The following is a 26167-nucleotide window of genomic DNA, read 5'->3' as shown; positions in this document are numbered from 1 at the left end:
CATCCGAACGTGTCCAGTCCGCACGCACTGCGCTCGTGTGCTCAGTGGCTCGCAATACTCACGGACACCTGTAGTAAATCCGTCCGTATGCATCGGCCGCCTGGACGCAACCCGGCGCGTAGACCGTTGCGCCGACCGCCGCTCCTGCGGCAACGGTTCGGCGCGTCGTTCGCCGTGCCACGCCAGCATAGCTCACGGGAGTGAGCGGGCGTCCGACGCGAGCTTGAGCCTCAGAGACGAACGCGCCGGTTTCGCCTATGGGAAACTCGCCTCCAAAAAGCATGATGGCAATACCGCCTGCCAGCGCGATTAGTCTTGTTGGGCCGGTCATTCGTTGGCTCCTTCTGGAACTTCGTCAATGTGGGGCATTGCCTGTGGATCCACCCGCCTGCTGTTGGCCGGCGGTGCGAACGAAAAATCATCCTTCGCCTCTCCACTCCAGGTCTTGACGATCAGCGTGTATTGCGGCGCAGCCGTGACTGCCTTTGAGGTGATGACGTATTTGCAGGGAATTGGCGCTGCGCCGGTTCGCACCCAAAGCTGCCAGTCTGTATCCGCATTGCGGAAGGCCAAGTGCTCGCACTCGACGCCGCCGATCACGCCCGTGCCGATATGCTTGGCATCGATGACGCCGGCATTGAGCTCCTCATAGACGTTCGCCAGGAGAAGGTCTGCCCCAGGCAGGGCATAACCGTCCGCCTCAAGTTTCGCAATGAGGTCGTCGATCGTTCCCGCGGCATCAATCTGCGTGAATACTTTGTCGTCCTTCGAGTGGATGGTTATCTGCTTTCCGTCGAAAATCATCTCGGCATCGGAAAAGCCGCCCGTGCGGGCTGCATGCATCTTGTTCGGACGGCTGACAGCGACCTGACCTGAGCTTGTAAACTGAAGCTTCTGCAGATCAGGCGTCACCACCTCAATGTCGGTGTCGAAGGTCGCAGAAAAGGTCTGCTGTTTCGCCAGGTAATCCGACATCGATTTAAGGATTGCGCGAGCATCATCCTCAGCATGCGCGGCGGGCGCCAACAGTGCCAAGGCGAGTATTCCCGTGACCAATCGACTTTCAATTTTCATGGTTGCCTCCCTATATTGCTGCATTCGGTTTCTGCGTGGATTTCTCAGGCTTCCAGCGCCGTGCTTGGCAGGGCCGATGTGGCAGGCCGCTGGCCCACCTGCAAAATCGTGCAATCTTGCGGGTTTATGGGAGAGTTGTCCGACCTCTATCTCACAGCCTGCCCCTGCATCCGATCGTCGCCAACCATAAATTTCTAAATCATTGCATGCTAACATAATAGATATTGCAACCGCTTGATACCAAGTGCATAAAATACATCTGCGGTGCCGGCATGCCTGGGGAAAGGCGTCGGCCATGCCCAATAAAGGAACTGCGCTGATCTTGTGACTCTGGTTTTTCTTCTCTGCCACTCACCGGAGGGACCACGGAGTGGGCTGCATGAAGGTGTTCAGAGAACCTCTGCTGCATTTTGCCGTCGCCGGGGCGGTCCTGTTCGGCGGCTATTCGTGGCTCCATGAAAAGCGGGCGAAGGAGGGGGCAGTCGAAGCTGTTCGCATCAGCGAAGGCGACGTCCGTTGGCTGAAGCAGACATGGTCGAGCCAATGGCTGCGCGATCCGACCTCCATCGAGTTGAAGGGACTGGTCGAGGATCTCTCAAACGAAAGGCTCCTGGCGCGCGCGGCCAAGGAGATGGGTCTCGATCAGGACGACACCATCATTCGCCGCCGCCTGGCGCAAAAGCTTAAATTCATGGTTGAGGACACTGCCCAGCTAGCCGAGCCGGCGGAGGCGGAACTGCGGACATTCTACGCCGCCAACTCGTCGCGCTTCGAGACGCCTGGCAGACTCTCGTTCAAGCAGGTCTACTTCAGTCCCGAGCGCCGCGTTGACGCTGCAGCGGACGCCAAGGCAGTTCTCGCCAGATTGAACGCCGGCGACATCGAGCCGGCGGCAGGCGACCGGCTGCTCATCGGGGACAGCTTCGACGACACCGAGGCGGCGGCACTCTCCGGCATGTTCGGCGCGGATTTCACGCACGACGTCCTAGCACTTCAACCGGGCGGGTGGAGGGGGCCGGTGAAATCCGGCTACGGCTTCCATCTGGTGTTTGTCACACAGCATATGCCGGCGGCCACGAAACCTTTCGAAACCGTGCGGGACGCTGTTCTGGCTGAATGGCGTAGCGCCAGGCAAGCCGAACTTACCCGCGATTATCTCGCCGAGCTTCGCAGGAAGTATGGGCTCGAGCTAGAGGACGGCGTGAGCGCGATGCTGGGCTCTGAGCTCGCGTCGAAGGTGGCCGCGAAATGAGCGGGCGAGCCCAACGATCCGTGCTCGTGCGAGCGTGCGAAGGGACGGCGTCCGTCTGGCTGATCGTACTGACACTCGCGGCTGCCATGCTGTTCTGGGTAGCTGCCTTCGCCCATGAAGTACGTCCCGCCTACCTGAGTATCCGGGAAGAAGCGTCGAACGAGTTCAACGTGCTCTTCAAGACCCCCATGCAGGGCGACGCGCGGCTGGCGCTGAAAGCCTTGTTCTCCGGCAGGACGGAGACGGTGAGCCGGGTCGTCTCGCATCCGACCGGTGATGCGATGGTGCAGACCTGGCGTATGCGAACCCTGGAGCCGCTGACCGGCCAGACGGTGCTGATTGACGGGTTGCAGAACACCATGACGGATGCCCTTGTCCACGTGGTGCTTGCCAATGGCAACACCTGGACGGCTCGGCTGACGCCCGGCTCGCCATCTGCGCTGATCCCGGCGTCGCAAACCACCTGGGGCGTCTTCACCACCTATGTCGGTCAAGGCGTCGAGCACATCGCCTTTGGCTTCGATCACCTGCTCTTCGTCGCCGGTCTGATGCTGATCGTGCGCGACTGGCGCAAGCTGGTGAAGGCCGTGACCGCCTTCACCGTCGCCCACTCGATCACATTGACCTGCGCGACGCTCGGGTGGGTGACGCTGCCGTCGCGGCCCGTCGAGGCGATGATCGCAATCAGCATCGTCATGGTCGCCGCCGAGGTCGTGCGCATGGAGCGCGGGCAGCTCAGCCTCGCCATCGTCAGGCCGTGGATGGTGGCTTTCGTCTTCGGCCTGCTGCACGGTTTCGGTTTCGCCAGCGCGCTTGTGGACCTCGGTCTGCCGCAGGGTGACATTCCGCTGGCCCTGCTCGCCTTCAATGTCGGTGTCGAGCTCTGGCAACTGGCGTTTATCGCTGTGTTGCTGACCGCGGTCTATCTGGCAGGGCGGCTTGTCGTCATCCCGCGCCAGGCGGCCGTCGCCTCGGCCTACGCAATCGGCATCGTCGCGGCGTTCTGGTGCGCCCAACGGCTGGACGCGATGTTCCTTTGAGGAAGGACGACAATGGGGAACCTCAGACATCGAAAAAGCGGCGGTTTTCTTGCCATGACAGTGGCGGCGGGCTTGCTTGCCGCAGCGCCCGCCTCACAAGGATTTGCCTGCGGCTATGACGACCCGCAGTCGGTCTCGCGCGGTTCCCTGAGTTGGGCCTATCCCAACTCGCTTTACGTGATCGGCGCGATATCGCAGGAGGTCGCGGCAGGGCGGCTCCCACTTGCGAATTTCGATCGGCCTGGCATCGACGTGTTCGGGCACAGATTCAAGCTGGCCGCGATTTCCTTGGCGCAGTTCGGCGCGTTGCTCGGTGCGGGGGCGCCCGAGCCACTTAGGCCGGTCGCCGTCGTCCTCGTCGAGCCGATGCTATGGGCGCGCTTCGAACCGACAGCCAGCGGCTTGCGGACCGCGGTCCATGTTTCAGGCCCCGAGGACGGCGATCTCGTGATCGTCACCGGCGAGGCCGTAATCGCCGAGATCGCCGCAGGGCGTCTCACTCTGGGCAAAGCGCATGCACGCGGGGTGATGCGCCTTTACGGAGACGATGGCGAGGTCGCGGCGTTTGTCCGGGACCATCAGCAGTTCGGCGAAACCCCGGCCGCGCTCGAACCTGCCACATCCGATGCCGCAGGGACCAGGAAGGACGGAGAAAATCCCCGTCAGGCCAGCCAGTACTCGCCTTACGCCGACCGTGAACGGCTGCCGTTCAAGAGGGAAGATTCGTCCCGCATCGTTTTGAACCTGAGTTCCCGAATGCGCCCAGCAGATTGACAGATCGGAATGACAAATCACTCACTAATCTGGAGGAAGTCATGCGAGTTTTGATGCCTTTGGCCGGGTTCGCCTTGGCTGCGACCACAGCATTCAGTGATACCGCACTGGCGCAGGAATCCACAGACAAGGGAACGCTCGACCCGAAGGCGGTCGAGACTCTCTTTCCGAAGCCAGGCTACTCCCCCTATGCCGGCAATACCTTCCCGACCCGTCCGCTGTTCGGCGATACGCATCTGCACACGTCGCAATCCTTCGACGCCATTGCCTTCGGCAACTCCCTCGGACCGGAGGAGGCCTATCGCTTCGCCCGCGGCGAGGAAGTCATCTCCTCGACCGGCCAGCACGCCCGCTTGAGCCGCCCCCTCGATTTCCTGGTCGTGTCCGATCACGCCGAGAACATGGGCACGCTGGGCGAAATCAAGGCCGGAAACCCGACCTTGATGAACGATCCTGACCTGAAACGCTGGAACCAGATGATGGCAACCGGCGGCGACCAGGCGATGAACGTCTACTACGAAATAATGGCGAGCGTCGGTGGTGGAGGCAAGCCTTTGCCGGCTGCGCTTCGTTCGGACGAACTGACGCGGTCTGTATGGCAAAAGAACGTCCAGGCTGCGGAGAAATACAACGATCCCGGCACGTTTACTGCATTGATCGGCTATGAATCGTCATCCAACACCGGCGGCAACAACCTCCATCGCGTGGTCGTCTTCCGCGACGGCGCGGAAAAGACAGAATCGATCCTGCCATTCTCGTCCTTGCAGAGCGACAATCCGGAAGACCTGTGGAAGGCTCTTCAAAACTACGTGACGAAGACCGGCGGCAGCGTGCTCGCCATCCCTCATAACGGCAATCTGTCGAACGGCTTGATGTTCCCGTTGATCAATCCCGTCGGAGGAAAGCCGATCGCCGCGGAGTATGCGCGCACCCGCGCAAGCCTGGAGCCGCTGATGGAAGTTACCCAGATGAAAGGCGACGGGGAGACGCATCCCACTCTGTCGCCGACCGACGAGTTCGCCAACTTCGAGCGGTGGGATATGGGCAACCTCGACCTGAGTGCGGCGAAAACTCCGGAAATGCTGCAGTTCGAGTATGCGCGCTCGGCCCTCAAGAACGGCCTGAAACTCGAGAAAGAGCTTGGCGTGAACCCGTACAAGTATGGATTGATCGGATCGACGGATTCCCACACTTCGCTCGCCGCGGTCGAAGAGAACAACTTCTTTGGCAAACTCCCTGCAGCAGAACCGACCGCCGACCGCGCGACACACCCAATCGCCAAGTTCGGCGACAAGGAGGTCATGGGCTGGGAAGTCGTTTCGAGCGGCTATGCTGCCGTCTGGGCGACGGAGAACACGCGTGAAGCCATCTTCGACGCGATGAAGCGTAAGGAGGTCTATGCCACCACCGGGCCGCGAATGCTGGTTCGGCTATTTGGCGGATGGGACTTCGCCGAGGCGGACACCAAGACGCGAAGCCCGGCGGCTGTCGGCTATGCCAAGGGCGTTCCCATGGGCGGCGACCTGCCGGCAGCGCCAGCGGGGAAGTCCCCCACGTTCCTCGTGGCGGCATTGAAGGACCCGATTGGTGCCAATCTCGACCGCTACCAGATCGTCAAGGGCTGGATGGACGCGGCGGGGGAGCTGCACGAGCACGTCTATGACGCTGCATGGTCCGGCGACCGCAAGCCCGGCGCTGACGGCAAGCTGCCGCCGGTCGGAAGCACCGTCGACGTCGCCAACGCCACCTGGACCAACACAATTGGCGCGCCCGAGCTGATCTCGGTGTGGACCGATCCCGACTTCGATCCCGCCCAACGCGCCTTCTACTACGCTCGCGTGCTGGAAATTCCGACGCCACGCTGGACGGCCTACGACGCGAAGTACTTCGGCGTCACCATGCCGCCGGAAGTGCTGATGACATTGCAGGAGCGGGCCTACACGTCGCCGATCTGGTACAGTCCGGCGGGCTAGGCGAGAAGGTTGATTCGCGCACCGCGCGCAGATCTTTCCTAGGGGGGAGGGGAATGATGAAACTGCGCATGATACTGGTTGTCTGCCTCTGCAGCCCTTTCGGGTGCATGGGCACGGCAAGGGCGGCCGATGCGATCTATCCGGGGGCGAACACGACAGGGTACGAGTCTCCGTCGGGCTGGACGTTCACCTTCAGCATGTACGGCTGGTTTGCGGGGATCGAGGGCGATGTCGGGGGCGGCGTCGGACCGCGCACGTCGATGCCAGCATCGACGACATCCTGTCCAACATGGACATCGCCGTGATGGGCTTGGCAGAAGCGCGCTACGAGCGGTTCGGCATCTTCACCGACTTTAACTACACCAAGCTCTCGACCTCGAGTGACACGCCGTTTGGAATCCTTGCAAGCAGCGTGGATTCCACCGTGCACAGCCTGATGTGGACGGCCGCCGGCGAGTATCGCCTCATTGATCAGCGCAATGCCAGCCTCGACGCTTTTGCAGGGTTCCGGCTGTTCTCGATCGAAAACGAACTGGATTTCAACCCGCCCGGCTTCCTCGGAGGGCGGGAAGTGTCGCAAACGGAAACCTGGGTCGATCCGATTGCAGGGCTGAAAGGCCGGATTTCGATCACGGAGCAGTTTTATCTGACGGGCTGGGCGCTGATCGGCGGCGGCGCCTCTTCCGACCTCGTCTGGGACGTGATGGGCGGTGCTGGATATCAGTTCACGGATTCAATCTCGGCGGTCGCCGGATACCGCGCCGCTGGCGTCGACTACGAAAATGATGGTTTCGTCTATGACGTGGTTCAACAGGGTCCGATAATTGGCGTCACGTTTCGTTTTTGACCCTAGCAGAACGGCACAGAAAGGGGCGTTCTGAAGAGAGTGGCGGCGGGCGCGGACGTGGTCGCGAATAGCCTCCGGCACGGGCTGGTCGCCCATGCACGTAAACGACAACGCCATCGAGCCGAAGGGACAGCATTGTCTCAGGCATTGCTGCCGAACGATCTGTGGTGTGCCGACTTCAAGGGCGAGTTCAAGCTCGGTGACGGCCGCTACTGTTACCCGCTGACGGTCACCGACCAGGCATCACGTTACCTGCTTGCCTGCGAGGCCGTCGAATCGACAAAGGAGGTGGGTGTGTTCGAGGCGTTCCGCCGATTGTTTGCCGAACATGGCCTGCCAAGCGCGATCCGTAGCGACAACGGCCTGCCGTTCGCCAGCCCCAACGGGCTCTATAATCTGTCGAAGCTGTCGGTCTGGTGGCTGAGGCTCGGCATCGGCCTCGAGCGCATCAGGCCGGGCCATCCGCAACAGAATGGCCGGCATGAGCGCATGCACCTGACACTCAAAAGGGAGGCGACGCGCCCACCCGGCAGGAACATCCTGCAGCAACAGGCCCGCTTCGATGCATTCGTCAGCGAATTCAATACCGAACGGCCGCACGAGGCGCTGGATATGAGAGCCCCTGCAGACATCTACACAACATCAGCGCGGATCTATAACGGACTGCCCGAGATCGACTACCCGTTCCACGACAGAGATGCGCTGGTGACCAATTGCGGCCGCATCTGCATCTATCGCAAGATGATCAACATCTCGACCGTGCTGGCCGGCCAGAAACTGGGCATCAAGGAAGTCGTCGACGGCATTTGGCTCGTCAGCTTCATGCACTATGATCTCGGATATATCGACCTGGAGCAGAGGACTTTGCAAACCATCGACAACCCGTTCGGCACGAGGTTGTCACCCATGTCTTAGGGACGATCTGTTACCTATGTCTCCGGGCTGGACACTAGAAATTTTGGCGCACCCGACAGGATTCGAACCTGTGACCTTTGGAATCGGAATCCAACACTCTATCCAGCTGAGCTACGGGTGCATGCCGCAGGCGTTTGAATCGCCTGTCCGATGCGTGGTTCTTAGCCTAGCTTCTCGCTGGCTTCAATCTACAAAATGAAAAGTCCGCCGTTCTTGTGCGCGGCGGACTTTTATATCTCACGTCTGGGGGTCAGACCTGCATGGCGCCGGGGCCGGGGATGGCCTTGGGCGGCACCTTGCCGAGGATGATCATGCCGAGCACTTCATCCTTGGTGACGTCCTCGGTGCGGGCATGGCCGACCACCTGGCCGTTCTTCATTACCGAGACGCGGTCGGCAAGATCGAAGACGTCGTGGATGTCGTGGCTGATCAGGAAGATGCCGATGCCTTCCTTCTTCAACTGCTTGATCAGCTCACCGACCTGCGCCGTTTCCTGGGGACCAAGGGCGGCCGTCGGCTCGTCCATGATCAGGATGCGGGCGTTGAAGAGGATCGCGCGCGCAATCGCCACCGACTGCCGCTGGCCGCCGGAGAGCGCCTTCACCGGCTCCTTGAAGCGGCGGAAGTTCGGGTTGAGACGTCCCATCACTTCACGGGCCGAGGCCTCCATGGCGACGTCATCGAGCGTGCCCCACTTCGTGCGGATCTCGCGTCCGAGGTAGAGGTTGGCGGCGGCGTCGACGTTATCGGCGACGGCGAGCGTCTGATAGATCGTCTCGATGCCGTACTTCTTTGCATCGCGCGGATTGCGGATGTCGGCCGGCTCGCCGTTGATGAGGATTTCGCCGCTGTCGCGCTTGTAGGCGCCCGAGAGGATCTTGATCAACGTCGACTTACCGGCGCCGTTATGGCCGAGAAGCGCGACGACTTCGCCGGGGTAGAGGTCGACCGAAGCATTGTCCACGGCGTGGATACCGCCGAAGGAGATCGAGATGTTCTTGAGTTCCACAAGAGGAGCGTTCTGGCTCTGGGGAGTGCGTTGATCAGTCATATCTAGGACTCCTCTTACTTGGCACGCGAACGATAGACAGTGTCGAGCCAGACGGCGACGACGAGCACCGCACCGACGACGACGCTCTGCAGCGGCGTGTCGACATGGGCCAGTACCATCCCTGACTGCAGCGACTGCATCACGAGCGCGCCGAGCATGGCGCCGGCAATCGTGCCGGTACCGCCTGCAAGCGATGTGCCGCCGATAACGGCTGCAGCGATGGTATATAGCTCGTCGAGCGTACCTTGAGCATTGGTGGCGGCGTTGAGGCGCGCCGTCGAGATGGCTGCCGCGACGGCGGCGAGAATGCCCATCAGCGCGAAGATGCGGACGGTGACCCAGCGGGTCTTGATGCCGGCGAGTTCTGCCGCCTCAGGGTTGCCGCCGATCGCGAAGACATAACGGCCGAAGCGCAGGCGGGTGGCGATGAAGGTCATGATGATCCCGACGACAATGGCAATCAGAACCGGAACGGCAATGCCGTAGGGGATATCCAGGCCGGTTTCAGGCCACGGAATGCTGTTCGCTTCGGCGTATCTTTTGGCGATATTGATCGGCCAGTAGTAGCTGTTGGCGATCCAGACGGCACCGAGGATCAACGCGCAGGAGAGTGCTGACAGGAAGTACTCGGCCCAGACGGGACGTCGCGGGAAGCCGAAACGCTTGCGCTGGCGGCGGGAGTTGACGATGCTGCCGATGACGAAAAGGCAGGCGAGCACGCCGACGATCCAGCTCCAGGTCGCGCCGATCGAGCCTTCGGCACCGCCGCCCATGACGCGAAAGGTCTGGTCCATCGGAGCGACCGTCTGGCCGCTGGTGACGAGCCAGGTTGCGCCGCGCCAGACAAGCAGGCCGCCGAGCGTCACGATGAAGGAGGGAACGTTCAGGAAGGCGATGATGAGGCCCTGGAAGGTGCCGATCAGGGCGCCGGCGATGAGGCCGACGATCAGGGTGATGATCCAGGTAAACGGGCTGTCGAAACCGATGAACTCAGGCAGGACTTTTGCCTGCGTGACACCCATGATCATGGCGCAGAGGCCAAGTACGGAGCCGACGGAAAGGTCGATGTTGCGCGTCACGATGATGAGAACCATGCCGGTCGTCATGATCGCGATGTCGGTTGTCTGAACCGAAAGGTTCCAGAGATTTCTCGGCGTCAGAAACAGGCCGCCGGTAATGATATGAAAGCCGATCCAGATGATGAGCAGCGCGCCGATCATACCGAGAAGGCGCGTGTCGATTTCGGTCGCGCGGAAGAAGCGGCTGATGAGGTTGCCCTCAGCCATGCTCGGTCCGCTTGAAGTTGTGGATTTTACCATTTCGGCCATGGGTTTGCCGTTCCCCCACTGTTTGGACGTCTGATCCGCTCGGCATCACGTCGATGCCCGCGGCTTCGCCCCGTTCTTGTACTGACCATCGCCGTGCGCCCGGAATTTCGGTCGCTCTGTCCCGCGACATGAAACCGGCAGGGAATCAAGGCCGCGATGGTTGGGTGAGGCGGATAGACCATCGAGCGACGGCTCAAATCCGCATCCGGCGCCGCAACGGTTTCAGCCGTTGCGGCGCCGGCAATCTATGCCTTGCGCAGGTCGATTAGTCGCAAGCCTTGACGCTGCCGGCCTTGACGCCCTGGCAAGCTTCAGCCTTGGAGATCCAGCCGGCGTCGATGACGACGTTCAGGTTCTCGTTGGTGATCGGCAGCGGCTTCAGGAAGACCGATTCCATGGCGACCTTCTTGGCGCCGCCGTCGAAAGTCTGGACACCTTCGATTTCGGTCATCTTCTTGCCGCCTGCGAGGTCGAGGGCGATTTCAGCGGCGCGCTTGCCGAGTTCACGCGAGTCCTTCCAGACGGAGACCGTCTGCGTGCCAAGCGCGACGCGGTTCAGGGCTGCCTTGTCGGCGTCCTGGCCGGAAACCGGTACAGAGCCGGCGAGGCCCTGGGCGTCGAGGGCTGCAATCGCACCACCGGCGGTGCCGTCGTTCGAAGCAACAACAGCGTCAACCTTGTTGTTGCTCGCAGTCAGGAACTGCTCCATGTTGCGCTGTGCATTTTCCGGAAGCCAGCCGTCGGTGTAGGCTTCGCCGACGTTCTTGATCTTGCCGGCATCGACGGCGGCCTTCAGCACTTCCATCTGGCCCGAGAACAGGAAGTTCGCATTCGGGTCGGACGAGGAGCCCTTGATAAAGACGTAATTACCTTCCGGCTTGACCTTGAACACGCCTTCCGCCTGGAGGCGGCCGACTTCCTTGTTGTCGAAGGTGATGTAGAAGGCAGCCGGGTTTTCGATCAGGCGGTCGTAGCCGACGACCGGAATGCCTTCAGCGGCAGCCTTTTCGATGGCCGGGCCGATTGCGTCGGAGTCTTGAGCGAGGATGATGAGTGCGTTCGCGCCCTGCGAAATCAGCGATTCAACGTCGGTCAGCTGCTTTGCGGCAGACGACTGGGCGTCAGCAGAAATGTACTTGGCGCCCTTGGCTTCCAGTGCCTTCTTGATGGCAGCTTCGTCGGTCTTCCAACGTTCTTCCTGGAAGTTCGACCAGGAAACGCCAACGACGAGATCAGCAGCCATGGCGGCAGTGTGGACCGACACGAGGATGGCCGCCCCGGCCATCAGCTTCAAAATTGACTTCATAATTATCCTCCCGAGTGAGTTGCGGCCAGCCCCAGCCAGTGGTTCCTCCGGCCGCCGCGGTTCGCTGACGAGAAGTTCGAATTATTTTCTCGACAGTCGAGAAATTTAGTGTCAGAGATTTTTTCAACTGTCAACACTGCACTACCAGCTTAATTTCCGTTGCTGAAACGGCTGGAGATGAGGTGTGAATAAGGGCGGAATGCGAGGGGAGAGGGCCGGCATATATGCTGACCAAGTCGAGCACGGAATTGGTCCGGCAGCGAAATAGCGTCCTCGTGCTCGCCGCGCTTCGAAGACATGGCGCGCTGGCGCATACCGCGATTTCCGACTCTACGAAGCTTTCTTCCGCAACGATCTCGGCGATCACCGCCGACCTCGAAAAAGCGCAAATCATCGAGAAATCCGAGCAGCAGGCCACCAGCGGGAGGGGGCGCCCGCGCGTGTTGTTTCGGCAACGGCGCGACTGTGGCTACCTTGTCGTCGTGATCATCTCGTCGGATGGCGTCCAGTACTCGCTGGTCGACTATGCCGGTAGGCTCATCGACCGGTTCAGCGAGGAACGATCCCATGATCCTGCCGGAGCCGAGCGTTTCGTTGCCTCCATCAGGGAGGGGCTTTCACGCATTCTTGCCCGCTCAAAGCTTCCCAAGGAAAAAGTGCTGCTGATATCGATCAGCAGCAAAGGTCTCGTGCACCCCACCGAACCGGCGTTGGTCTGGTCGCCGATTTTCGGCAGCAAACAGATCGACTTCGAATCGGTGTTGCGGCCGGCCTGGCAGGCCAAAATCATTCTCGGCAACGAGACGCAGCTGGTTGCGGCGGCGCTCGGCGCGCATGAGGAGAATACCAGGCCCGCGGAGTTCCGCTCGCTGGCGGCGTTGTCGCTCGGACATAGCATCGGCCTCGGCATCGTCCGGCGCACAGGGCAGGGGGAGCGTGAGATCTCGGCGCCGAATTTCGGCCATATGCTGCACATGGCCAATGGCGGCCTGTGCCGCTGTGGCAGCAAGGGATGCATCGAGGCCTATGCCGGCTTCTACGCCATTCTCCGAATGGCCTTCGAGGTGCCGCTCGACACGATCCCAGCCAAGTTCGTGCCGGTTGCCGAGCTCGACAAGATCGCTGCGCACGCGCGCCAAGGACATCGCATGTCTGCCTTTGCGTTCAGGCAGGCTGGGATCGCGCTCGGAAACGGGCTTTCGCGGCTGTTGAGCCTGACGGAACGTATGCCGATCGCGATCACGGGACCGGGAACGCGCTATTATGACCTGTTGCGGCAGGGGGTCGAGGAGGGCCTTGGCCAGGCGCATGTCGTGCGGATGGAGGGAATGCCCGAGATCCGGGTGGTGCCCGATGAACCGAACCTCGTCTTCGAGGGGCATCTGGACAGGGCATTGTCGGTGATCGACCAGGATATCGTCATGTCCGGCATCCATGGAGCCGACCAAGGCTAGCCTGCGGTCGAAACGAGAGATGGCCGGGCAGGGGCCCGGCCATCTCACAGGTGGCTTTCGGTCGGGAGAGGGCCGTCAGCCGATCTTGATGAGTTTGCCTTCCTTGACGGACTGCACGGCAGCATCGGCAAGCGCCAGCGCTGCCAGGCCATCGGCGCCGGAAGGCGCAATTTTTGCGCCCTTCTCGATCGCGGCGATGAAGCTCGCGATCTCGTTGGCATAGGCTTCGGTGTAGCGGGTCATGAAGAAGTCGTGCAGCGGCGGGCGCGTGTAGCCGTCGCCGTTGGCGACCTCGATCGACACCGGGCGCTGGTTCTCGGCTGCGACCATACCCTTGGAGCCGTGCACCTCGATGCGTTGGTCGTAGCCATATGTGGCGCGGCGCGAGTTGGAGATGATCGCCTGCTTGCCGGATTTGGTCTGCAGGATCACCGAAACGCTGTCGTAGTCGCCGGCTTCGCCGATGGCCTTGTCGACGAGGACCGCGGCGGTGGCGCTGACTGCGACCGGCTCTTCGCCGAGCAGGAAGCGGGCCATGTCGAAATCATGGATGGTCATGTCGCGGAAGATGCCGCCCGAACGCTTGATATAGTCGACCGGCGGGGCGCCCGGATCGCGCGACGTGATCGTCACCATTTCGACCTCGCCGATGCGGCCATCATCGATGGTTTTGCGAACGGCCATGAAATGCGGATCGAAACGACGGTTGAAGCCAACCATCAGCTTGGCCTTGGTTTCGTCAACGACCTTGATGCAAGCCTTGACGCGGGCAACGTTAAGATCGATCGGCTTTTCACAGAAGATCGCCTTGCCGGCGCGCGCGAAGCGCTCGATCAGATCGGCATGGGTGTCGGTCGGCGTGCAGATGACGACGGCGTCGATATCCTTGGCGGCTTCGATCGCCTCGATTGTGCGAACCTCACAGCCGTAGGCCGATGCGATCGCCTCGGCGGCCTGCGGAAAGGCGTCGGCAACGGCGACGAGCTTGGCGTTGGCATCGCCGCTGACGGCCTTCGCATGAACCTTGCCAATGCGGCCGGCACCGAGAAGACCAAATCTGACAGTCATGAGAACCTCCCTTGAATTCGGAACAAATGAACCGAATTTTGCTGATTGTGGAATTTTCATTCCATTTAATGGGTGCCGCGTCAAGCCCGCGGCTCTTTCACATTTGTAAAATCCATCCTAAAGACATGTGATCGAAATACGGCGCGGGATAAATATGCAACTTATCGATCCGAACCATCCGGCCTATCGCCCGCTCTGGGCACGCATTCTGATTGTGGCCGTTTGCTTCGGCTGGGCGCTGGTCGAAATCATTACCGGAGATCCATTCTGGGCGGTCCTGTCGGGCGGCGCCGGCGTCTACGCGGCCTATATGCTGTTTTGGAACTACAAGCCGCAGTCGGCGGAGACCGCTACGCCATCTCCCGATGACGAGGAAGACACGAAGGACGCGGAGTAGTCAGCGGCCAAGGCGCCGCAAGGCCTGGTCGATCAGCAGATTCGCGATCGTCATCCGTTTCGTGGCGTTCTCACGAAACGGCGGATCAACACGATCGGGGTGATTCTTCTTGGCAAAGGCGCGGCGCTTTTCGCTCAGGCTTTGGACCGTATCGCGCGCCGAAATATCCAGTTCGGCTGCAACGTTTTCCGGTGTGACACGCACGAGATAGTCGGGCATCACGGGCTCGGGCTCGGGTTCAGGAGGCGGCGACTGCTTTGCCACGGTCTTCGCAGGGGCGAATTCGAATGTCTCGACATACGCCTGGTCGGGTCGCGCTGACGATGCCGAGACCCCTTCCATGACGTCGAAGGCGAGGCCGGTGTTGAGGCCGCTCACACGGGCGGCAGCAGGTGCATCCTGTTCGGCAGTCTCATCGTCCTCCGCTTTCAGGCGGTCGAGCACGGACTGGAATACGGATTTCCCGAACAGCATGATTGCCACCTCCTTTGGAGGCGGCATTAAATGCGAGCAAGGTGGTGCAAAGCTTGTCAGCTCGCAGCCGCCTTCTTGCTCTCGGCAAGCACCAGGTCATAGAGCAGCCGTGCGCTTGGGGGCAGTGCCCGCTCCTTGACCGTGATCAGGCTGTAGGGCCTGACGTTGATGTCGAAATCGATCGGCAGCACCCGGACATCCGATGCCTTCGACTTGTGGGTCGCCAGGAATTGCGCGACGTCAAGCGCGATTGGAGCGATCGCATCCGTCTGGCAAACCGTGGCACAGGTGAGCAGCAGGGAAGACGTGTTGACGATATTTTCCGGCAGCGGCACGCCGCGAGAGAGGAACAGGTCCTCGATCGTCCGGCGCAGCAGCGTCCCGGGTGGCTGAAACACCCAGTCGTATCGTGGAAGGTCTTCGAGGGTGGCGACCTTTTTCTTCTTCAGGAGCGGGTGGCCGCCCCGCACGATCAGGCAGGCCTTCTCCACGCCGATCTCCTGGACCTGGAACAGGCGTGGATTGAGATCGTCGGGAATGCGACTGATGATGAAGTCATGCCGGGCGGCGAGCAGTTCGCGGGTAAGCACGTTGCTCGTTTCGACCTGTATGGTGACCTCTATGCCGGGCAGGGCGCTTCTGACGCGCTTAATCGCTGGTACGACGAGGCTCATGGCTGGCGCGGTGACCGCGCCGATGAACACGGCGCCGCCCTTTCCGGTCTTCAGTTCGGCAATCTCCCGGCCGGCCTCGCGCAGCTCCAGCATGATCTTTCGCGCCCGTCGGGCAAGTGCCAGTCCGAAGGTCGTCAGCACGACGCCACGTGCGACGCGTTCGTACAGTGGCGTCTTAACGATCGACTCCATTTCCGACAGGATTCGCGATGCCGCTGGCTGCGAAATGTTCAATACCTCGGCAGCGGCGGAAATCTGCCCGCTATCTTCGATTGCGACGATCATCCGTAGGTGATTCAGCTTGAGCCCCGATCTCAAAAGGGCGTCATCGCCGAAAATATCCGTTGGAATGTCTACATGGGCATGCGTCTGGGGGTCTGAAATGAACGCCATGGTTGCGGCCTCCCAACCGCGTTCCATCAAAAGTAATACTTTTTAACGATATACCAAAATTGTTATGCACTTTACCAGTTATTCTATTTGACAGTTATGGGAATCCATACCAGTTTGCCGCCGTGTGCTGGTTGGCACTCAACACGTGTGAGAGCGTGGAGGAGACCTACTTCGTTTCTCACCATCTGAAGTATGATCCAAGACGGAACCTGCCACAGTTTCGGGGCGGGCGATTTTTCGTCCGCGCGTTTATTAACTAAGGGAGAGAGAGATATGAAATCCATTATCTCATTGATGGCAGCGGCGGCCTTCGGCGTCGCGTCGTTCGTTATGCCGGCTATGGCTGCCGACAAGGGGACTGTCGGTATCGCAATGCCTACCAAGTCGTCCGCACGCTGGATCGACGACGGTAACAACATCGTCAAGCAGCTTCAGGAAGCCGGTTACAGCACCGACCTGCAGTACGCTGACGACGACATTCCGAACCAGCTGTCTCAGATTGAGAACATGGTCACGAAGGGCGCAAAGGTTCTCGTCATCGCCGCTATCGACGGCACGACGCTTTCCGACGTTCTCCAGAAGGCTCATGACGCCGGTATCAAGGTCATCGCTTACGACCGCCTGATCCGCGACTCGGCCAACGTCGACTACTATGCGACGTTCGACAACTTCAAGGTCGGCGTTCTGCAGGCAACCTCCATCGTTGACGCCCTCGGCCTCAAGGATGGCAAGGGCCCGTTCAACATCGAGCTCTTCGGCGGTTCGCCGGACGACAACAACGCCTTCTTCTTCTATGACGGCGCTATGTCTGTCCTGCAGCCTTATATCGACAGCGGCAAGCTCGTCGTGAAGTCTGGCCAGACCGGCATGGACAAGGTCGGTACGCTGCGTTGGGACGCGGCAACGGCCCAGGCTCGTATGGACAACCTGCTCTCGGCTAACTACACCGACGCGAAGGTCGATGCAGTTCTGTCGCCTTACGACGGTCTGTCCATCGGCATCATCTCGTCGCTGAAGGGCGTTGGCTACGGCACCCCGGACCAGCCGCTCCCGGTCGTTTCCGGCCAGGACGCTGAAGTTCCGTCGGTCAAGTCGATCATCGCTGGCGAGCAGCACTCCACGATCTTCAAGGACACCCGTGATCTCGCAAAGGTTACCGTCGGCATGGTCAACGCTCTGATGGAAGGCAAGGAGCCTGAAGTCAACGACACCAAGACCTACGACAACGGTGTCAAGGTTGTTCCGTCCTACCTGCTGACCCCTGTTGCAGTTGACAAGACGAACTACGAGAAGATCCTCGTCGAAGGCGGTTACTACAAGGCTGACCAGCTGAAGTAATAATTGTACCAAGTTGGCCGGAACCCGCTGCTTGCAGGTTCCGGTCTTCAATTTTATGATCGCCGAGCCCCTTTTGGCTGCTGGCGCTGGATTATGACCATGGACAATACAATCCTCGAAATGCGGAACATCACCAAGACGTTCCCAGGCGTGAAGGCGCTTGAGAATGTGAACCTCAAGGTTCGACAGGGTGAGATCCACGCATTGGTGGGTGAAAACGGGGCCGGAAAGTCGACCCTGATGAAAGTTCTCTCCGGCGTCTACCCGGCCGGAACCTACGACGGCGACATTGTCTACGAAGGCGACGTCCGTCATTTCAAGGCACTCAAGGATTCCGAAGAAATCGGTATCGTCATCATTCACCAGGAACTGGCCCTGGTGCCGCTCCTGTCGATCGCCGAAAACATCTTCCTCGGCAACGAAGTCGCCCAGAACGGCATCATCAAGTGGCAGGAAGCCTTCAAGCGCACGAAAGAGCTGCTGAGCAAGGTTGGCCTCAAGGAGTCGCCGGAAACGCTCGTCACCGACATTGGCGTCGGCAAGCAGCAGCTGGTCGAAATCGCCAAGGCACTGTCGAAGAGCGTCAAGCTGCTGATCCTCGACGAGCCGACGGCGTCGCTCAATGAAAGGGATTCCGACGCGCTGCTCGAACTTCTGATCGAGTTCCGCAACCAGGGCCTGACCTCGATCATCATCACGCACAAGCTGAACGAAGTGCGCAAGGTCGCCGACCAGATCACGGTTCTGCGCGACGGCATGACGGTCAAGACGCTCGACTGTCAGACCGAAGAGATCAGCGAAGACATCGTCATCAAGAACATGGTGGGCCGCGAGCTCGCCGATCGTTACCCGCCGCGCTCCGTGCCGATCGGCGAGACGATCCTCGAGGTGAAGAACTGGAACGCCTATCACCAGCATCATCGTGACCGCCAGGTCCTGCACGATATCAACGTCACCGTCCGCAAGGGCGAAGTGGTTGGCATCGCCGGTCTGATGGGCGCCGGCCGCACCGAATTCGCCATGAGCCTGTTCGGAAAGTCCTACGGACACAAGATCCATGGCGACGTCTTCATGCACGGCAAGGAAGTCGATGTCAGCACCGTTCGCAAGGCGATCGATGCCGGTCTCGCCTACGTGACCGAAGACCGCAAGCATCTCGGCCTCGTGCTCGGCGAGAACATCGTTCACAACACGACGCTCGCCAATCTGGCCGGCGTGTCGAGCGCCACGGTTATCGACAGTATCAAGGAATCGAAGGTCGCATCGGACTACCGCTCGAAGCTGCGCATCCGCAGCTCCAGCATCTTCCAGGAAGCGGTCAATCTCTCGGGCGGCAACCAGCAGAAGGTCGTGCTGTCGAAGTGGCTGTTCTCCGATCCCGACGTTTTGATCCTCGACGAGCCCACACGCGGTATCGATGTCGGTGCGAAATACGAAATCTATACTATCATCAACCAGCTCGCCGCCGACGGCAAAGGCGTTCTGATGATCTCATCGGAAATGCCGGAACTGCTTGGCACGTGCGACCGCATCTACGTCATGAATGAAGGACGTATCGTTGCGGAACTGCCAAAGGGAGAGGCGAGCCAAGAAACCATCATGCGCGCTATCATGCGCTCAGGGGAGAAGAAACAATGACTCCGGTCAACCCTTCAGCCACCGAGGAAAGCAACGTCGTTTCCGTTGCGGACTATATCCGAAGCAACATTCGTGAATACGGCATGCTCATCGCGCTCGTCGCGATCATGGTGTTCTTCCAATTCTATACGGGCGGCATTCTCTTCAAGCCCGTCAACCTGACGAACCTCGTTCTGCAGAACTCGTTCATCGTCATCATGGCGCTCGGCATGCTGCTCGTCATCGTGGCCGGACATATTGACCTTTCTGTCGGCTCGATCGTCGCCTTCGTCGGCGCGATAGCGGCCATCCTGACCGTCAATTTGCAAATGAACTATGTGCTGGCCGGCATTCTCTGCCTGATCATCGGTGGTGTTATCGGCGCCGCTCAGGGTTACTGGATCGCCTATCACCGTATCCCGGCCTTCATCGTGACGCTCGCCGGCATGCTGGTGTTCCGCGGACTGACGCTGTTCGTGCTCGGCGGCAAGAACATTGGCCCGTTCCCGAAAGACTTCCAGGTCATCAGCACGGGCTTCCTGCCAGGCGATATGATCGATATCGCGGGCATCCCGCTGCATTCGACCTCGCTGATCCTGACCGTCATCATCCCGGTCGTGCTGTTCTTCCTTGCCTGGCGTCGCCGCAAGGTGAACGAGAGCCACGGCATCGATGTCGAGCCGTATGGTTTCTTCGTTGCACAGAACGTCATCATCGCGCTGGCGATCCTGTTCCTCGGCTTCCAGCTCTCGACCTACAGGGGCCTGCCGAACGTTCTCGTTGTCATGCTCGTGCTGATCGCCGCCTACACCTTCGTGACGCGCCGCACCACGATTGGCCGCCGTGTCTACGCAATGGGCGGCAACGAAAAGGCCACCAAGCTTTCCGGTATCAACACCGAGCGGCTGAGCTTCTACACCTTCGTCAACATGGGTGTTCTTGCTGGTCTCGCCGGCATGATCGTTGCGGCTCGCCTGAACTCGGCGACCCCGAAGGCAGGCGTCGGCTTCGAACTCGACGTTATCGCAGCGTGCTTCATAGGCGGTGCCTCGGCGTCCGGCGGCGTTGGCAAGATCACCGGTGCTGTCATCGGCGCTTTCATCATGGGTGTCATGAACAACGGCATGTCGATCGTCGGCCTCGGTATCGACTTCCAGCAGATGGTCAAGGGACTGGTGCTTCTGGCTGCCGTCTTCTTCGACGTCTACAACAAGAACAAGGGCTAAGCGCTCCGGCGCCGCCCACGTATTCGCAGTCATGTGAACTTACCAATCCGGTTCATTCTAGAGCCGGATTGGCGGAGCATTTTCCGCGCTATCGAAAAAAAGGATGAAGACCGTGCTCATTTCGCAGATCAAGGGTTCGAACGGAGAGATCATCGTCGCCGTGCGCGAGCCGGGCGGTATCGCGAAAGCCGTCAAGAACGCCGGCAGCGTCTACGCGCTGGCCATGGAAGCAGCAAATGGCGGCAAGTCGCTGGTTTCCGTGATCGAAGCGCATGGCCTCGGCGATGCGGTTGATCTCGAAAAGGCGTATGCCGAAGGCAAGTTTCTGCCGCCGATGACGCATCCTGATGCTGCGCACCTGCATCTGACGGGCACCGGTCTTACGCATCTGGGTTCGGCCGCGACGCGCGACTCGATGCACAAGAAGACCTCCGAGGCGGCTGAAGAGACGCTCACCGACTCGATGAAGATGTTCAAGATGGGCCTTGAGAACGGCAAGCCGAAAGCCGGCGAGAAGGGCGTTCAGCCCGAGTGGTTCTACAAGGGCAACGGCTACGGCTCGGCCGCTCCCGGCACGCCGCTGGTCTCGCCTTCCTTCGCGCTCGACGGCGGCGAAGAGCCTGAAATGGCCGGCATCTATGTGATTGCGGAAGACGGCACGCCGTTCCGCATCGGTTTCGCTCTGTCGAACGAATTCTCCGATCACGTCACCGAGCGGATCAACTACCTCTACCTCGCGCATTCCAAGCTGCGTCCGGCAAGCTTCGGCCCGGAAATCCGCATCGGCGCGGCACCGGACGACATCCGCGGCACCTCGCGGATCAAGCGCGGCGACAAGGTGATCTTCGAGAAGCCCTTCCTTTCGGGCGAGGCGAACATGTCGCACACCTTCGCCAACCTCGAATATCACCACTTCAAATACGGCCTGTTCCGCGTGCCGGGCGACGTTCACGTCCATATGTTCGGCACTGCGACGCTCTCCTTTGCGGAAGGCATAAAGGCGGAAGAGGGCGACGTCTTCGAAATCGAAGTCGCCGAATTCGGCCTGCCGCTGCGCAACCCGCTTAAGATTGCCGCCGAAGAAGAGATTGCCGTCAAGCAGCTCTGATTTCGAAAAGGCCCGGGCGCTTTGCGTCCGGACCGTTTTTCATAGAACGGTGAAGGAGGCCCAATCAGCCCATGACCGTTTATCAAAACCTAATTGCCGGCGAATGGGTCGGCTCGGACGCGACCAAGAACATCAATCCGTCGGATACCAACGAGGTTGTCGGCCTCTATGCGGATGGTACGGTCGAAGACACCAAGAATGCCATTGCCGCCGCCAAGGCAGCCTTCCCGGCATGGTCGCGCTCCGGCATCTGGGAACGTCACGTCATCCTCAAAAAGGCCGGTGACGAGATCATGGCGCGCAAGGACGAGCTCGGCGCCCTGCTTGCCCGCGAAGAGGGCAAGACGCTACCCGAAGCGATCGGCGAGACGATCCGCGCTTCGCAGATTTTCGAATTCTTCGCCGGTGAAGCGCTGCGGCTCGCAGGCGAGATCATTCCGTCGGTCCGTCCGAATATCGGCGTCGAGATCACCCGTGATCCGCTCGGCGTCATTGGCATCATCACGCCCTGGAACTTCCCAATTGCGATTCCCGCCTGGAAGATCGCGCCGGCGCTGTGCTACGGCAACACCATCGTCTTCAAGCCGGCCGAACTCGTTCCGGGCTGCTCCTGGGCGATCGTCGACATCCTGCATCGTGCGGGCCTGCCGAAAGGCGTGCTGAACTTGGTCATGGGCAAGGGTTCGGTGGTCGGCCAGGCGATGCTCGACAGTGCAGATGTCGCCGGCATCACTTTTACCGGTTCGACCGGCACGGGACGCCGCGTCGCAGCCGCCTCGATTGAGCATAACCGCAAGTTCCAGCTCGAAATGGGCGGCAAGAACCCGATGGTCGTTCTCGATGATGCCGACCTCAACGTCGCCGTCGAGGCAGCCGCCAATTCTGGCTTCTTCTCCACCGGCCAGCGCTGCACAGCGTCGTCGCGCCTGATCGTCACCGAAGGCATCCACGACACGTTCGTCGCGTCGCTAACGGAGAAGCTGAAGACGCTGGTCGTCGACAACGCCTTGAAATCAGGCACCCACATCGGCCCGGTTGTCGACGAAAGGCAGCTCAAGACCGATACCGACTACATCGAGATCGGCAAACAAGAAGGCGCCAAGCTCGCCTTTGGCGGCGAACTCATCACCCGCGAGACGCCCGGCTTCTATCTGCAGCCGACACTCTTTACGGAAGCCACGAACCAGATGCGCATCTCGCGCGAGGAAATCTTCGGACCCGTTGTCTCCGTCATCCGCGTTAAGGATTATGAAGAGGCGCTGGCGACCGCCAACGACACGCCATTCGGCCTGTCGGCCGGGATCGCAACGACCAGCCTGAAACATGCGACGCACTTCAAGCGCAACTCCGAAGCTGGGATGGTGATGGTCAACCTGCCGACCGCAGGCGTCGATTTCCACGTTCCGTTCGGCGGCCGCAAGGGTTCGTCTTATGGCCCGCGCGAGCAGGGTAAGTACGCCGCCGAGTTCTACACGACCGTCAAGACGGCTTACACGCTGGCCTAACGAGCGCCCAAAACGATCCGAGCCGCCCTGCGGCGGCTCGGCTAATCCGATAGTGAGTTCTTCCCAGGCGAGCCGCTCAGCTCTGGCTCTGCATCTGTCCCTGATCTTCCACCTTGACAACGACAGAGAGCTTTTCTCCCGGCGTGCCGATGCGCATCCCCGAAACCGGCGCTGCATCGCGGTAGCAGAGGCCGGAGGCGACACGCACATAGCGCGCGTCAGGGCAGATATTGTTGGCGGGGTCGAAGCCGACCCAACCGAGGCCGGGGACATGCGCTTCGCCCCAGGCGTGGGTCGCCGCCTGCTCGACCTTCTCTTCCATCATCAGGTAACCGGAGACGTAGCGGGCTGGCACCCCGAGGCTCCGCGCGGCGGCGACAAAGATATGGGCGTGGTCCTGACAGACGCCGCTCTTCTTCTCCAACGCCTGCTCCGCTGTCGTTTCCGTGTCGCTCGTCCCGGGCCGGTAGGCCACCATCTCATGAATCCCCGACATCAGCGCATGCATGCGGGCGAGCTCGTTTTCGCCGCTCACGCCTTTGATCAGCTCCTTGACAAGCTTGCCGGGCTTCGTCCTCGGCGTCTCGCGCAGGAACAGCCAGAGCGGGCAGAACCCGCGGTGAGGGCCGAGGACGCCGTTTTGATCTGCTGTTTCGATTTCGCCTTCGGCGACGATGCGTGTCGTCCGCTGCTCACCGTCGAGAGAGACCAGGTTGACGTGGTTGCCGAACTGATCGTCATACTCGACTTCAGGCTTGGCGCCTTCGACATGTAGCGACCAGTTGAGGACCGTTTGCCCAACCATGGTCGGCGGCGTCAGTCGCAGCCGCTGCAGCGAGAAGGTTGACGGTTCGTCGTAGTGATATTCGGTGACGTGGCTGATCTTAAGTTTCATGTGATGCCCGCCTATACGTAGAACCGGTAGCCGTCGGAAATTTCCATGCCGAGCTGGTTGTTGCGCGTGACGAAATCCTCGAGAAATTCATGCAGGCCCTGATCCATGATCTCCTTGATGGCACGTGTCTGGAGCGTCTTGCGGATGGCGTCTGCCGTGCCGTGCGCCGGCAGCCGCTCGCCGTAGTCCTTGGCGAGATAGCCGAGTTCGCTGACGATCTTCTCGTAGCAGTAGGCGAGCGAGCGCGGCATCTGGCCATTGAGGATCAGGAAGTCGGCGATGTTCATGGCGCGATACTCCCCGTCATAGGCCCAGCTATAGGAGCGGTGGGCGGAGACCGACCGCAGGATCGATTCCCACTGGATATTGTCGATCGACGTGCCGACGGCAGAGACCGAGGGCAGCAGCACATAGTACTTCACGTCGAGAATGCGGCTCGTATTGTCGGCGCGCTCGATGAAGGTGCCGATGCGCGCGAAGTTATAGAGCTCGTTTCTGAGCATGGAACCATGGAAGGCGCCGCGGATTAGCCCGGCGCGATGCTTGATGGCATCGATTGCTTCAGGCAGTTCCGCCGGCTTCAGCCTCTTGGAGAGCAGAGCCTTGAGTTCGATCCAGAACTCGTTGGTCGCCTCCCAGGTTTCGCGGGTCAGCGCCGTGCGCACCATACGGGCATTGTTTCGCCCGTAGTCGACGCAGGACATGACGCTCGAGGGATTGGTGCGATCGCGCAGCAGGTAGTCGATGGCATCAGCGCTTGTCAGCTTGCTGTGGCCTTCGTCGTAGGTCTCGCGCACGCCCGCACTTTGCAGGACGCCATCCCAATCGTCGTCACCGGTTCCGCTTCGTGTCAGCGACATGCGAAGACCGGCATCGATGAGGCGCGCGATGTTCTCGGCGCGCTCGAAGTAACGGAACATCCAGTAGAGTCCGTTTGCGGTTCTTCCGAGCATCAGTCCTCCAATACCCAGGTATCTTTTGTGCCGCCGCCCTGGCTGGAGTTGACCACCAGCGAACCCTGTTTCAGGGCTACACGGGTCAGACCGCCGGGGATGATCTGCACCTTGTCGGAGACGAGAACATAGGGGCGCAGGTCCACATGGCGCGGCGCAATTCCCTTGTTGACGAGGATTGGCACGGTCGAAAGCGAAAGCGTCGGCTGTGCGATGTAGTTGGCAGGCTTCGCCTTCAACTTCTCGCCAAAGTCGGCGCGTTCCTTCTTCGAAGCTGTCGGGCCGACGAGCATGCCATAACCGCCTGAACCGTGTACTTCCTTGACGACGAGTTCTTCCAGATGCTCGAGCACGTATCTGAGGCTTTGCGGCTCGGAACAGCGCCAGGTCGGCACGTTTTCCAGGATCGGCTTGCGCCCAGTGTAGAACTCGACGATCTCGGGCATATAGGAATAGATCGCCTTGTCGTCCGATATGCCGGTACCGGGTGCATTGGCGATGGTGATGTTACCGGAGCGGTAGACATCCATGATCCCCGGGATGCCGAGCGCGGAATCCGGTCGGAAGGTGAGGGGATCGAGGAAGTCGTCGTCGACGCGGCGGTAGAGCACGTCGATCGCCTCGTAGCCGCGCGTTGTGCGCATCTTCACCTTGCCGTCGATGACGCGCAAATCCGAGCCTTCGACAAGCTCGACGCCCATCGTGTCGGCCAGGAACGAGTGCTCGTAATACGCCGAATTGTAGATCCCGGGGGTCAAAACGGCGACGCGCGGCTTGCCCTTGCAGCCCGGAGGCGCAAGCGATGCCAGGCTCTGGCGCAGCAGGTAGGGATAGTCCTCGACCGGCCGGACCTTGTTGGTGTGGAACAGTTCCGGGAACATCTGCATCATCGTTTCCCGGTTTTCCAGCATGTAGCTGACACCGGAAGGCGTGCGGGCGTTGTCCTCCAGCACGTAGAATTCATCCTCGCCGGTGCGCACGATATCGGTGCCGACGATGTGGGTGTAGACCCCTCCGGGCGGCCGGAAGCCGATCATCTCGGGCAGGAAGGTATCGTTCCTCTCGATCAGCTCACGCGGAATGCGCCCGGCGCGAATGATTTCCTGTTTGTGGTAGATGTCATCGAGAAAGGCGTTGAGGGCAATGACCCGCTGCTCGATGCCCTGAGCGAGCTTGCGCCATTCGCGGCCGGAAATGATGCGGGGGATGATGTCGAAGGGGATGAGCTTTTCGGAGGAGTCAGCGTGTCCGTAGACCGCAAATGTAATGCCAGTCTTGCGGAAGATGTTTTCCGCGTCCTGCGATTTGGCAATCAGATGCGTTCGATCTTGGCTATTGTACCACTCAAAGTATTTTTCATATGGCGGACGCGGACTTTCGTCCGCGGTGATCATTTCATCAAATGCCAAAGGTGTGGCTCCCCTTTTTTGTTCATTTGAATACAATGCAAATAGCAATGCAAGAACCATGCACAGTTTGAAGGCGAGATTCGTAAAAACCTTCCG

The 26167-nt window shown here is 60.4% G+C and carries 24 protein-coding genes, 1 tRNA gene and 1 pseudogene; 14 read left to right on the top strand and 12 right to left on the bottom strand.

The window, feature by feature from the left end; genetic code table 11:
- Positions 1-58 precede the first annotated feature (58 nt).
- On the bottom strand, positions 59-283 hold the full coding sequence (locus tag WGT02_RS16355; protein ID WP_225039835.1) for a hypothetical protein: 225 nt from the start codon (positions 281-283) through the stop codon (positions 59-61).
- A gap of 44 nt (positions 284-327) precedes the next feature.
- Complete coding sequence (locus WGT02_RS16350) at positions 328-1425, bottom strand: DUF2092 domain-containing protein (RefSeq protein WP_208249931.1); 1098 nt, start codon at positions 1423-1425, stop codon at positions 328-330.
- 28 nt (positions 1426-1453) lie between these two features.
- On the opposite strand from WGT02_RS16350, the gene WGT02_RS16345 reads away from it, so the two are divergent.
- From WGT02_RS16345 to WGT02_RS16315, 7 genes and pseudogenes are all read left to right on the top strand, one after another.
- A complete protein-coding gene (locus WGT02_RS16345; protein WP_208249933.1) occupies positions 1454-2326 on the top strand; it encodes a peptidyl-prolyl cis-trans isomerase in 873 nt (290 codons plus the stop codon).
- Positions 2323-3366, top strand: a complete 1044-nt coding sequence (locus WGT02_RS16340) for a HupE/UreJ family protein (protein ID WP_208249935.1) — start codon at positions 2323-2325, stop codon at positions 3364-3366. Before WGT02_RS16345 ends, WGT02_RS16340 begins: the two co-directional genes overlap by 4 nt.
- Before the next feature lie 12 nt (positions 3367-3378).
- Positions 3379-4140, top strand: coding sequence for a hypothetical protein (locus tag WGT02_RS16335; protein ID WP_208249938.1), 762 nt, complete (start codon positions 3379-3381; stop codon positions 4138-4140).
- Positions 4141-4181: 41 nt separating this feature from the next.
- Positions 4182-6113 carry a DUF3604 domain-containing protein gene (locus WGT02_RS16330; RefSeq protein ID WP_208249940.1) on the top strand — a complete coding sequence of 644 codons (1932 nt, stop codon included), beginning with the start codon at positions 4182-4184 and terminating at the stop codon, positions 6111-6113.
- 53 nt (positions 6114-6166) lie between these two features.
- Positions 6167-6418, top strand: a complete 252-nt coding sequence (locus WGT02_RS16325) for a hypothetical protein (protein WP_339151135.1) — start codon at positions 6167-6169, stop codon at positions 6416-6418.
- Positions 6418-6960, top strand: a complete 543-nt coding sequence (locus WGT02_RS16320; RefSeq protein WP_225039711.1) for a hypothetical protein — start codon at positions 6418-6420, stop codon at positions 6958-6960. The genes WGT02_RS16325 and WGT02_RS16320 overlap by 1 nt, the downstream gene beginning before the upstream one ends.
- A gap of 69 nt (positions 6961-7029) precedes the next feature.
- Positions 7030-7875, top strand: a pseudogene (locus WGT02_RS16315) (integrase core domain-containing protein); the annotation flags it as partial.
- Between the two features lie 44 nt (positions 7876-7919).
- On the opposite strand, the gene WGT02_RS16310 reads toward WGT02_RS16315, so the two are convergent.
- From WGT02_RS16310 to xylF, 4 genes are all read right to left on the bottom strand, one after another.
- A tRNA-Arg gene (locus tag WGT02_RS16310) sits at positions 7920-7996 on the bottom strand.
- 129 nt (positions 7997-8125) lie between these two features.
- Positions 8126-8926: an ATP-binding cassette domain-containing protein gene (locus WGT02_RS16305; protein WP_024317657.1), complete on the bottom strand. Its 801-nt coding sequence runs from the start codon at positions 8924-8926 to the stop codon at positions 8126-8128.
- Positions 8927-8940: 14 nt separating this feature from the next.
- On the bottom strand, positions 8941-10254 hold the full coding sequence (locus tag WGT02_RS16300) for a sugar ABC transporter permease (RefSeq protein ID WP_024317658.1): 1314 nt from the start codon (positions 10252-10254) through the stop codon (positions 8941-8943).
- Between the two features lie 265 nt (positions 10255-10519).
- Positions 10520-11560, bottom strand: coding sequence for a D-xylose ABC transporter substrate-binding protein (gene xylF / locus WGT02_RS16295; protein WP_208249942.1), 1041 nt, complete (start codon positions 11558-11560; stop codon positions 10520-10522).
- A 224-nt stretch (positions 11561-11784) separates the two neighbouring features.
- Between xylF and WGT02_RS16290 the strand changes: the two genes are divergently transcribed.
- Positions 11785-13014, top strand: coding sequence for an ROK family protein (locus WGT02_RS16290; RefSeq protein WP_208249944.1), 1230 nt, complete (start codon positions 11785-11787; stop codon positions 13012-13014).
- Between the two features lie 75 nt (positions 13015-13089).
- On the opposite strand, the gene iolG is transcribed toward WGT02_RS16290, so the two are convergent.
- Positions 13090-14082 carry an inositol 2-dehydrogenase gene (gene iolG, locus WGT02_RS16285; protein ID WP_024317661.1) on the bottom strand — a complete coding sequence of 331 codons (993 nt, stop codon included), beginning with the start codon at positions 14080-14082 and terminating at the stop codon, positions 13090-13092.
- A 154-nt stretch (positions 14083-14236) separates the two neighbouring features.
- Between iolG and WGT02_RS16280 the strand changes: the two genes are divergently transcribed.
- Positions 14237-14479, top strand: a complete 243-nt coding sequence (locus tag WGT02_RS16280; RefSeq protein WP_024317662.1) for a hypothetical protein — start codon at positions 14237-14239, stop codon at positions 14477-14479.
- Here the strand turns inward: WGT02_RS16280 and WGT02_RS16275 are convergent, their stop codons facing one another.
- Positions 14480-14953, bottom strand: coding sequence for a hypothetical protein (locus WGT02_RS16275; RefSeq protein ID WP_024317663.1), 474 nt, complete (start codon positions 14951-14953; stop codon positions 14480-14482). It lies immediately after the preceding gene.
- Positions 14954-15009: 56 nt separating this feature from the next.
- Positions 15010-16020: a LysR family transcriptional regulator gene (locus WGT02_RS16270; RefSeq protein WP_208249947.1), complete on the bottom strand. Its 1011-nt coding sequence runs from the start codon at positions 16018-16020 to the stop codon at positions 15010-15012.
- 273 nt (positions 16021-16293) lie between these two features.
- Here WGT02_RS16270 and chvE point away from each other — a divergent pair, with 273 nt between their 5' ends.
- The 5 genes from chvE to WGT02_RS16245 all read left to right on the top strand — a co-directional run bounded on the left by chvE (position 16294) and on the right by WGT02_RS16245 (position 22814).
- Positions 16294-17358 carry a multiple monosaccharide ABC transporter substrate-binding protein gene (gene chvE / locus WGT02_RS16265; RefSeq protein ID WP_208249949.1) on the top strand — a complete coding sequence of 355 codons (1065 nt, stop codon included), beginning with the start codon at positions 16294-16296 and terminating at the stop codon, positions 17356-17358.
- Positions 17359-17457: 99 nt separating this feature from the next.
- Positions 17458-18996: a multiple monosaccharide ABC transporter ATP-binding protein gene (mmsA, locus tag WGT02_RS16260; protein WP_208249951.1), complete on the top strand. Its 1539-nt coding sequence runs from the start codon at positions 17458-17460 to the stop codon at positions 18994-18996.
- Positions 18993-20201, top strand: coding sequence for a multiple monosaccharide ABC transporter permease (gene mmsB, locus WGT02_RS16255; RefSeq protein WP_024317667.1), 1209 nt, complete (start codon positions 18993-18995; stop codon positions 20199-20201). Before mmsA ends, mmsB begins: the two co-directional genes overlap by 4 nt.
- A 112-nt stretch (positions 20202-20313) precedes the next feature.
- A complete protein-coding gene (gene araD1, locus WGT02_RS16250; RefSeq protein WP_024317668.1) occupies positions 20314-21309 on the top strand; it encodes an AraD1 family protein in 996 nt (331 codons plus the stop codon).
- 71 nt (positions 21310-21380) lie between these two features.
- Complete coding sequence (locus tag WGT02_RS16245) at positions 21381-22814, top strand: aldehyde dehydrogenase family protein (protein WP_208249953.1); 1434 nt, start codon at positions 21381-21383, stop codon at positions 22812-22814.
- Between the two features lie 76 nt (positions 22815-22890).
- Here WGT02_RS16245 and WGT02_RS16240 read toward each other — a convergent pair whose 3' ends face one another.
- Genes WGT02_RS16240 through WGT02_RS16230 form a run of 3 tightly spaced genes read right to left on the bottom strand, consistent with a single transcriptional unit; the run spans position 22891 to position 26071 of the window.
- Entirely contained in the window at positions 22891-23709 is an 819-nt protein-coding gene (locus WGT02_RS16240) for a transglutaminase family protein (RefSeq protein ID WP_024317670.1), read from the bottom strand.
- Between the two features lie 11 nt (positions 23710-23720).
- Entirely contained in the window at positions 23721-24662 is a 942-nt protein-coding gene (locus tag WGT02_RS16235) for an alpha-E domain-containing protein (protein WP_024317671.1), read from the bottom strand.
- Complete coding sequence (locus WGT02_RS16230; protein ID WP_024317672.1) at positions 24662-26071, bottom strand: circularly permuted type 2 ATP-grasp protein; 1410 nt, start codon at positions 26069-26071, stop codon at positions 24662-24664. Before WGT02_RS16230 ends, WGT02_RS16235 begins: the two co-directional genes overlap by 1 nt.
- Positions 26072-26167: the final 96 nt, after the last annotated feature.

It is taken from the genome of Rhizobium sp. T1470 (genome assembly GCF_042140505.1).
Lineage (GTDB): Bacteria > Pseudomonadota > Alphaproteobacteria > Rhizobiales > Rhizobiaceae > Rhizobium > Rhizobium favelukesii.
The sequence above is the reverse complement of the archived record's forward strand: the minus strand, read 5'-3'. Positions and strand labels throughout refer to the sequence as shown.

Excerpts from the sequence above, each read along its gene's own strand:
- WGT02_RS16355 (WP_225039835.1), bottom strand. The coding sequence starts at position 283 with ATGCTTTTTGGAGGCGAGTTTCCCATAGGCGAAACCGGCGCGTTCGTC.
- WGT02_RS16345 (WP_208249933.1), top strand. The coding sequence starts at position 1,454 with ATGAAGGTGTTCAGAGAACCTCTGCTGCATTTTGCCGTCGCCGGGGCG.
- WGT02_RS16340 (WP_208249935.1), top strand. The coding sequence starts at position 2,323 with ATGAGCGGGCGAGCCCAACGATCCGTGCTCGTGCGAGCGTGCGAAGGG.
- WGT02_RS16335 (WP_208249938.1), top strand. The coding sequence starts at position 3,379 with ATGGGGAACCTCAGACATCGAAAAAGCGGCGGTTTTCTTGCCATGACA.
- WGT02_RS16330 (WP_208249940.1), top strand. The coding sequence starts at position 4,182 with ATGCGAGTTTTGATGCCTTTGGCCGGGTTCGCCTTGGCTGCGACCACA.
- WGT02_RS16325 (WP_339151135.1), top strand. The coding sequence starts at position 6,167 with ATGATGAAACTGCGCATGATACTGGTTGTCTGCCTCTGCAGCCCTTTC.
- WGT02_RS16320 (WP_225039711.1), top strand. The coding sequence starts at position 6,418 with ATGGGCTTGGCAGAAGCGCGCTACGAGCGGTTCGGCATCTTCACCGAC.
- WGT02_RS16305 (WP_024317657.1), bottom strand. The coding sequence starts at position 8,926 with ATGACTGATCAACGCACTCCCCAGAGCCAGAACGCTCCTCTTGTGGAA.
- WGT02_RS16300 (WP_024317658.1), bottom strand. The coding sequence starts at position 10,254 with ATGGCCGAAATGGTAAAATCCACAACTTCAAGCGGACCGAGCATGGCT.
- xylF (WP_208249942.1), bottom strand. The coding sequence starts at position 11,560 with ATGAAGTCAATTTTGAAGCTGATGGCCGGGGCGGCCATCCTCGTGTCG.
- WGT02_RS16290 (WP_208249944.1), top strand. The coding sequence starts at position 11,785 with ATGCTGACCAAGTCGAGCACGGAATTGGTCCGGCAGCGAAATAGCGTC.
- iolG (WP_024317661.1), bottom strand. The coding sequence starts at position 14,082 with ATGACTGTCAGATTTGGTCTTCTCGGTGCCGGCCGCATTGGCAAGGTT.
- WGT02_RS16280 (WP_024317662.1), top strand. The coding sequence starts at position 14,237 with ATGCAACTTATCGATCCGAACCATCCGGCCTATCGCCCGCTCTGGGCA.
- WGT02_RS16275 (WP_024317663.1), bottom strand. The coding sequence starts at position 14,953 with ATGCTGTTCGGGAAATCCGTATTCCAGTCCGTGCTCGACCGCCTGAAA.
- WGT02_RS16270 (WP_208249947.1), bottom strand. The coding sequence starts at position 16,020 with ATGGCGTTCATTTCAGACCCCCAGACGCATGCCCATGTAGACATTCCA.
- chvE (WP_208249949.1), top strand. The coding sequence starts at position 16,294 with ATGAAATCCATTATCTCATTGATGGCAGCGGCGGCCTTCGGCGTCGCG.
- mmsA (WP_208249951.1), top strand. The coding sequence starts at position 17,458 with ATGGACAATACAATCCTCGAAATGCGGAACATCACCAAGACGTTCCCA.
- mmsB (WP_024317667.1), top strand. The coding sequence starts at position 18,993 with ATGACTCCGGTCAACCCTTCAGCCACCGAGGAAAGCAACGTCGTTTCC.
- WGT02_RS16245 (WP_208249953.1), top strand. The coding sequence starts at position 21,381 with ATGACCGTTTATCAAAACCTAATTGCCGGCGAATGGGTCGGCTCGGAC.
- WGT02_RS16240 (WP_024317670.1), bottom strand. The coding sequence starts at position 23,709 with ATGAAACTTAAGATCAGCCACGTCACCGAATATCACTACGACGAACCG.
- WGT02_RS16235 (WP_024317671.1), bottom strand. The coding sequence starts at position 24,662 with ATGCTCGGAAGAACCGCAAACGGACTCTACTGGATGTTCCGTTACTTC.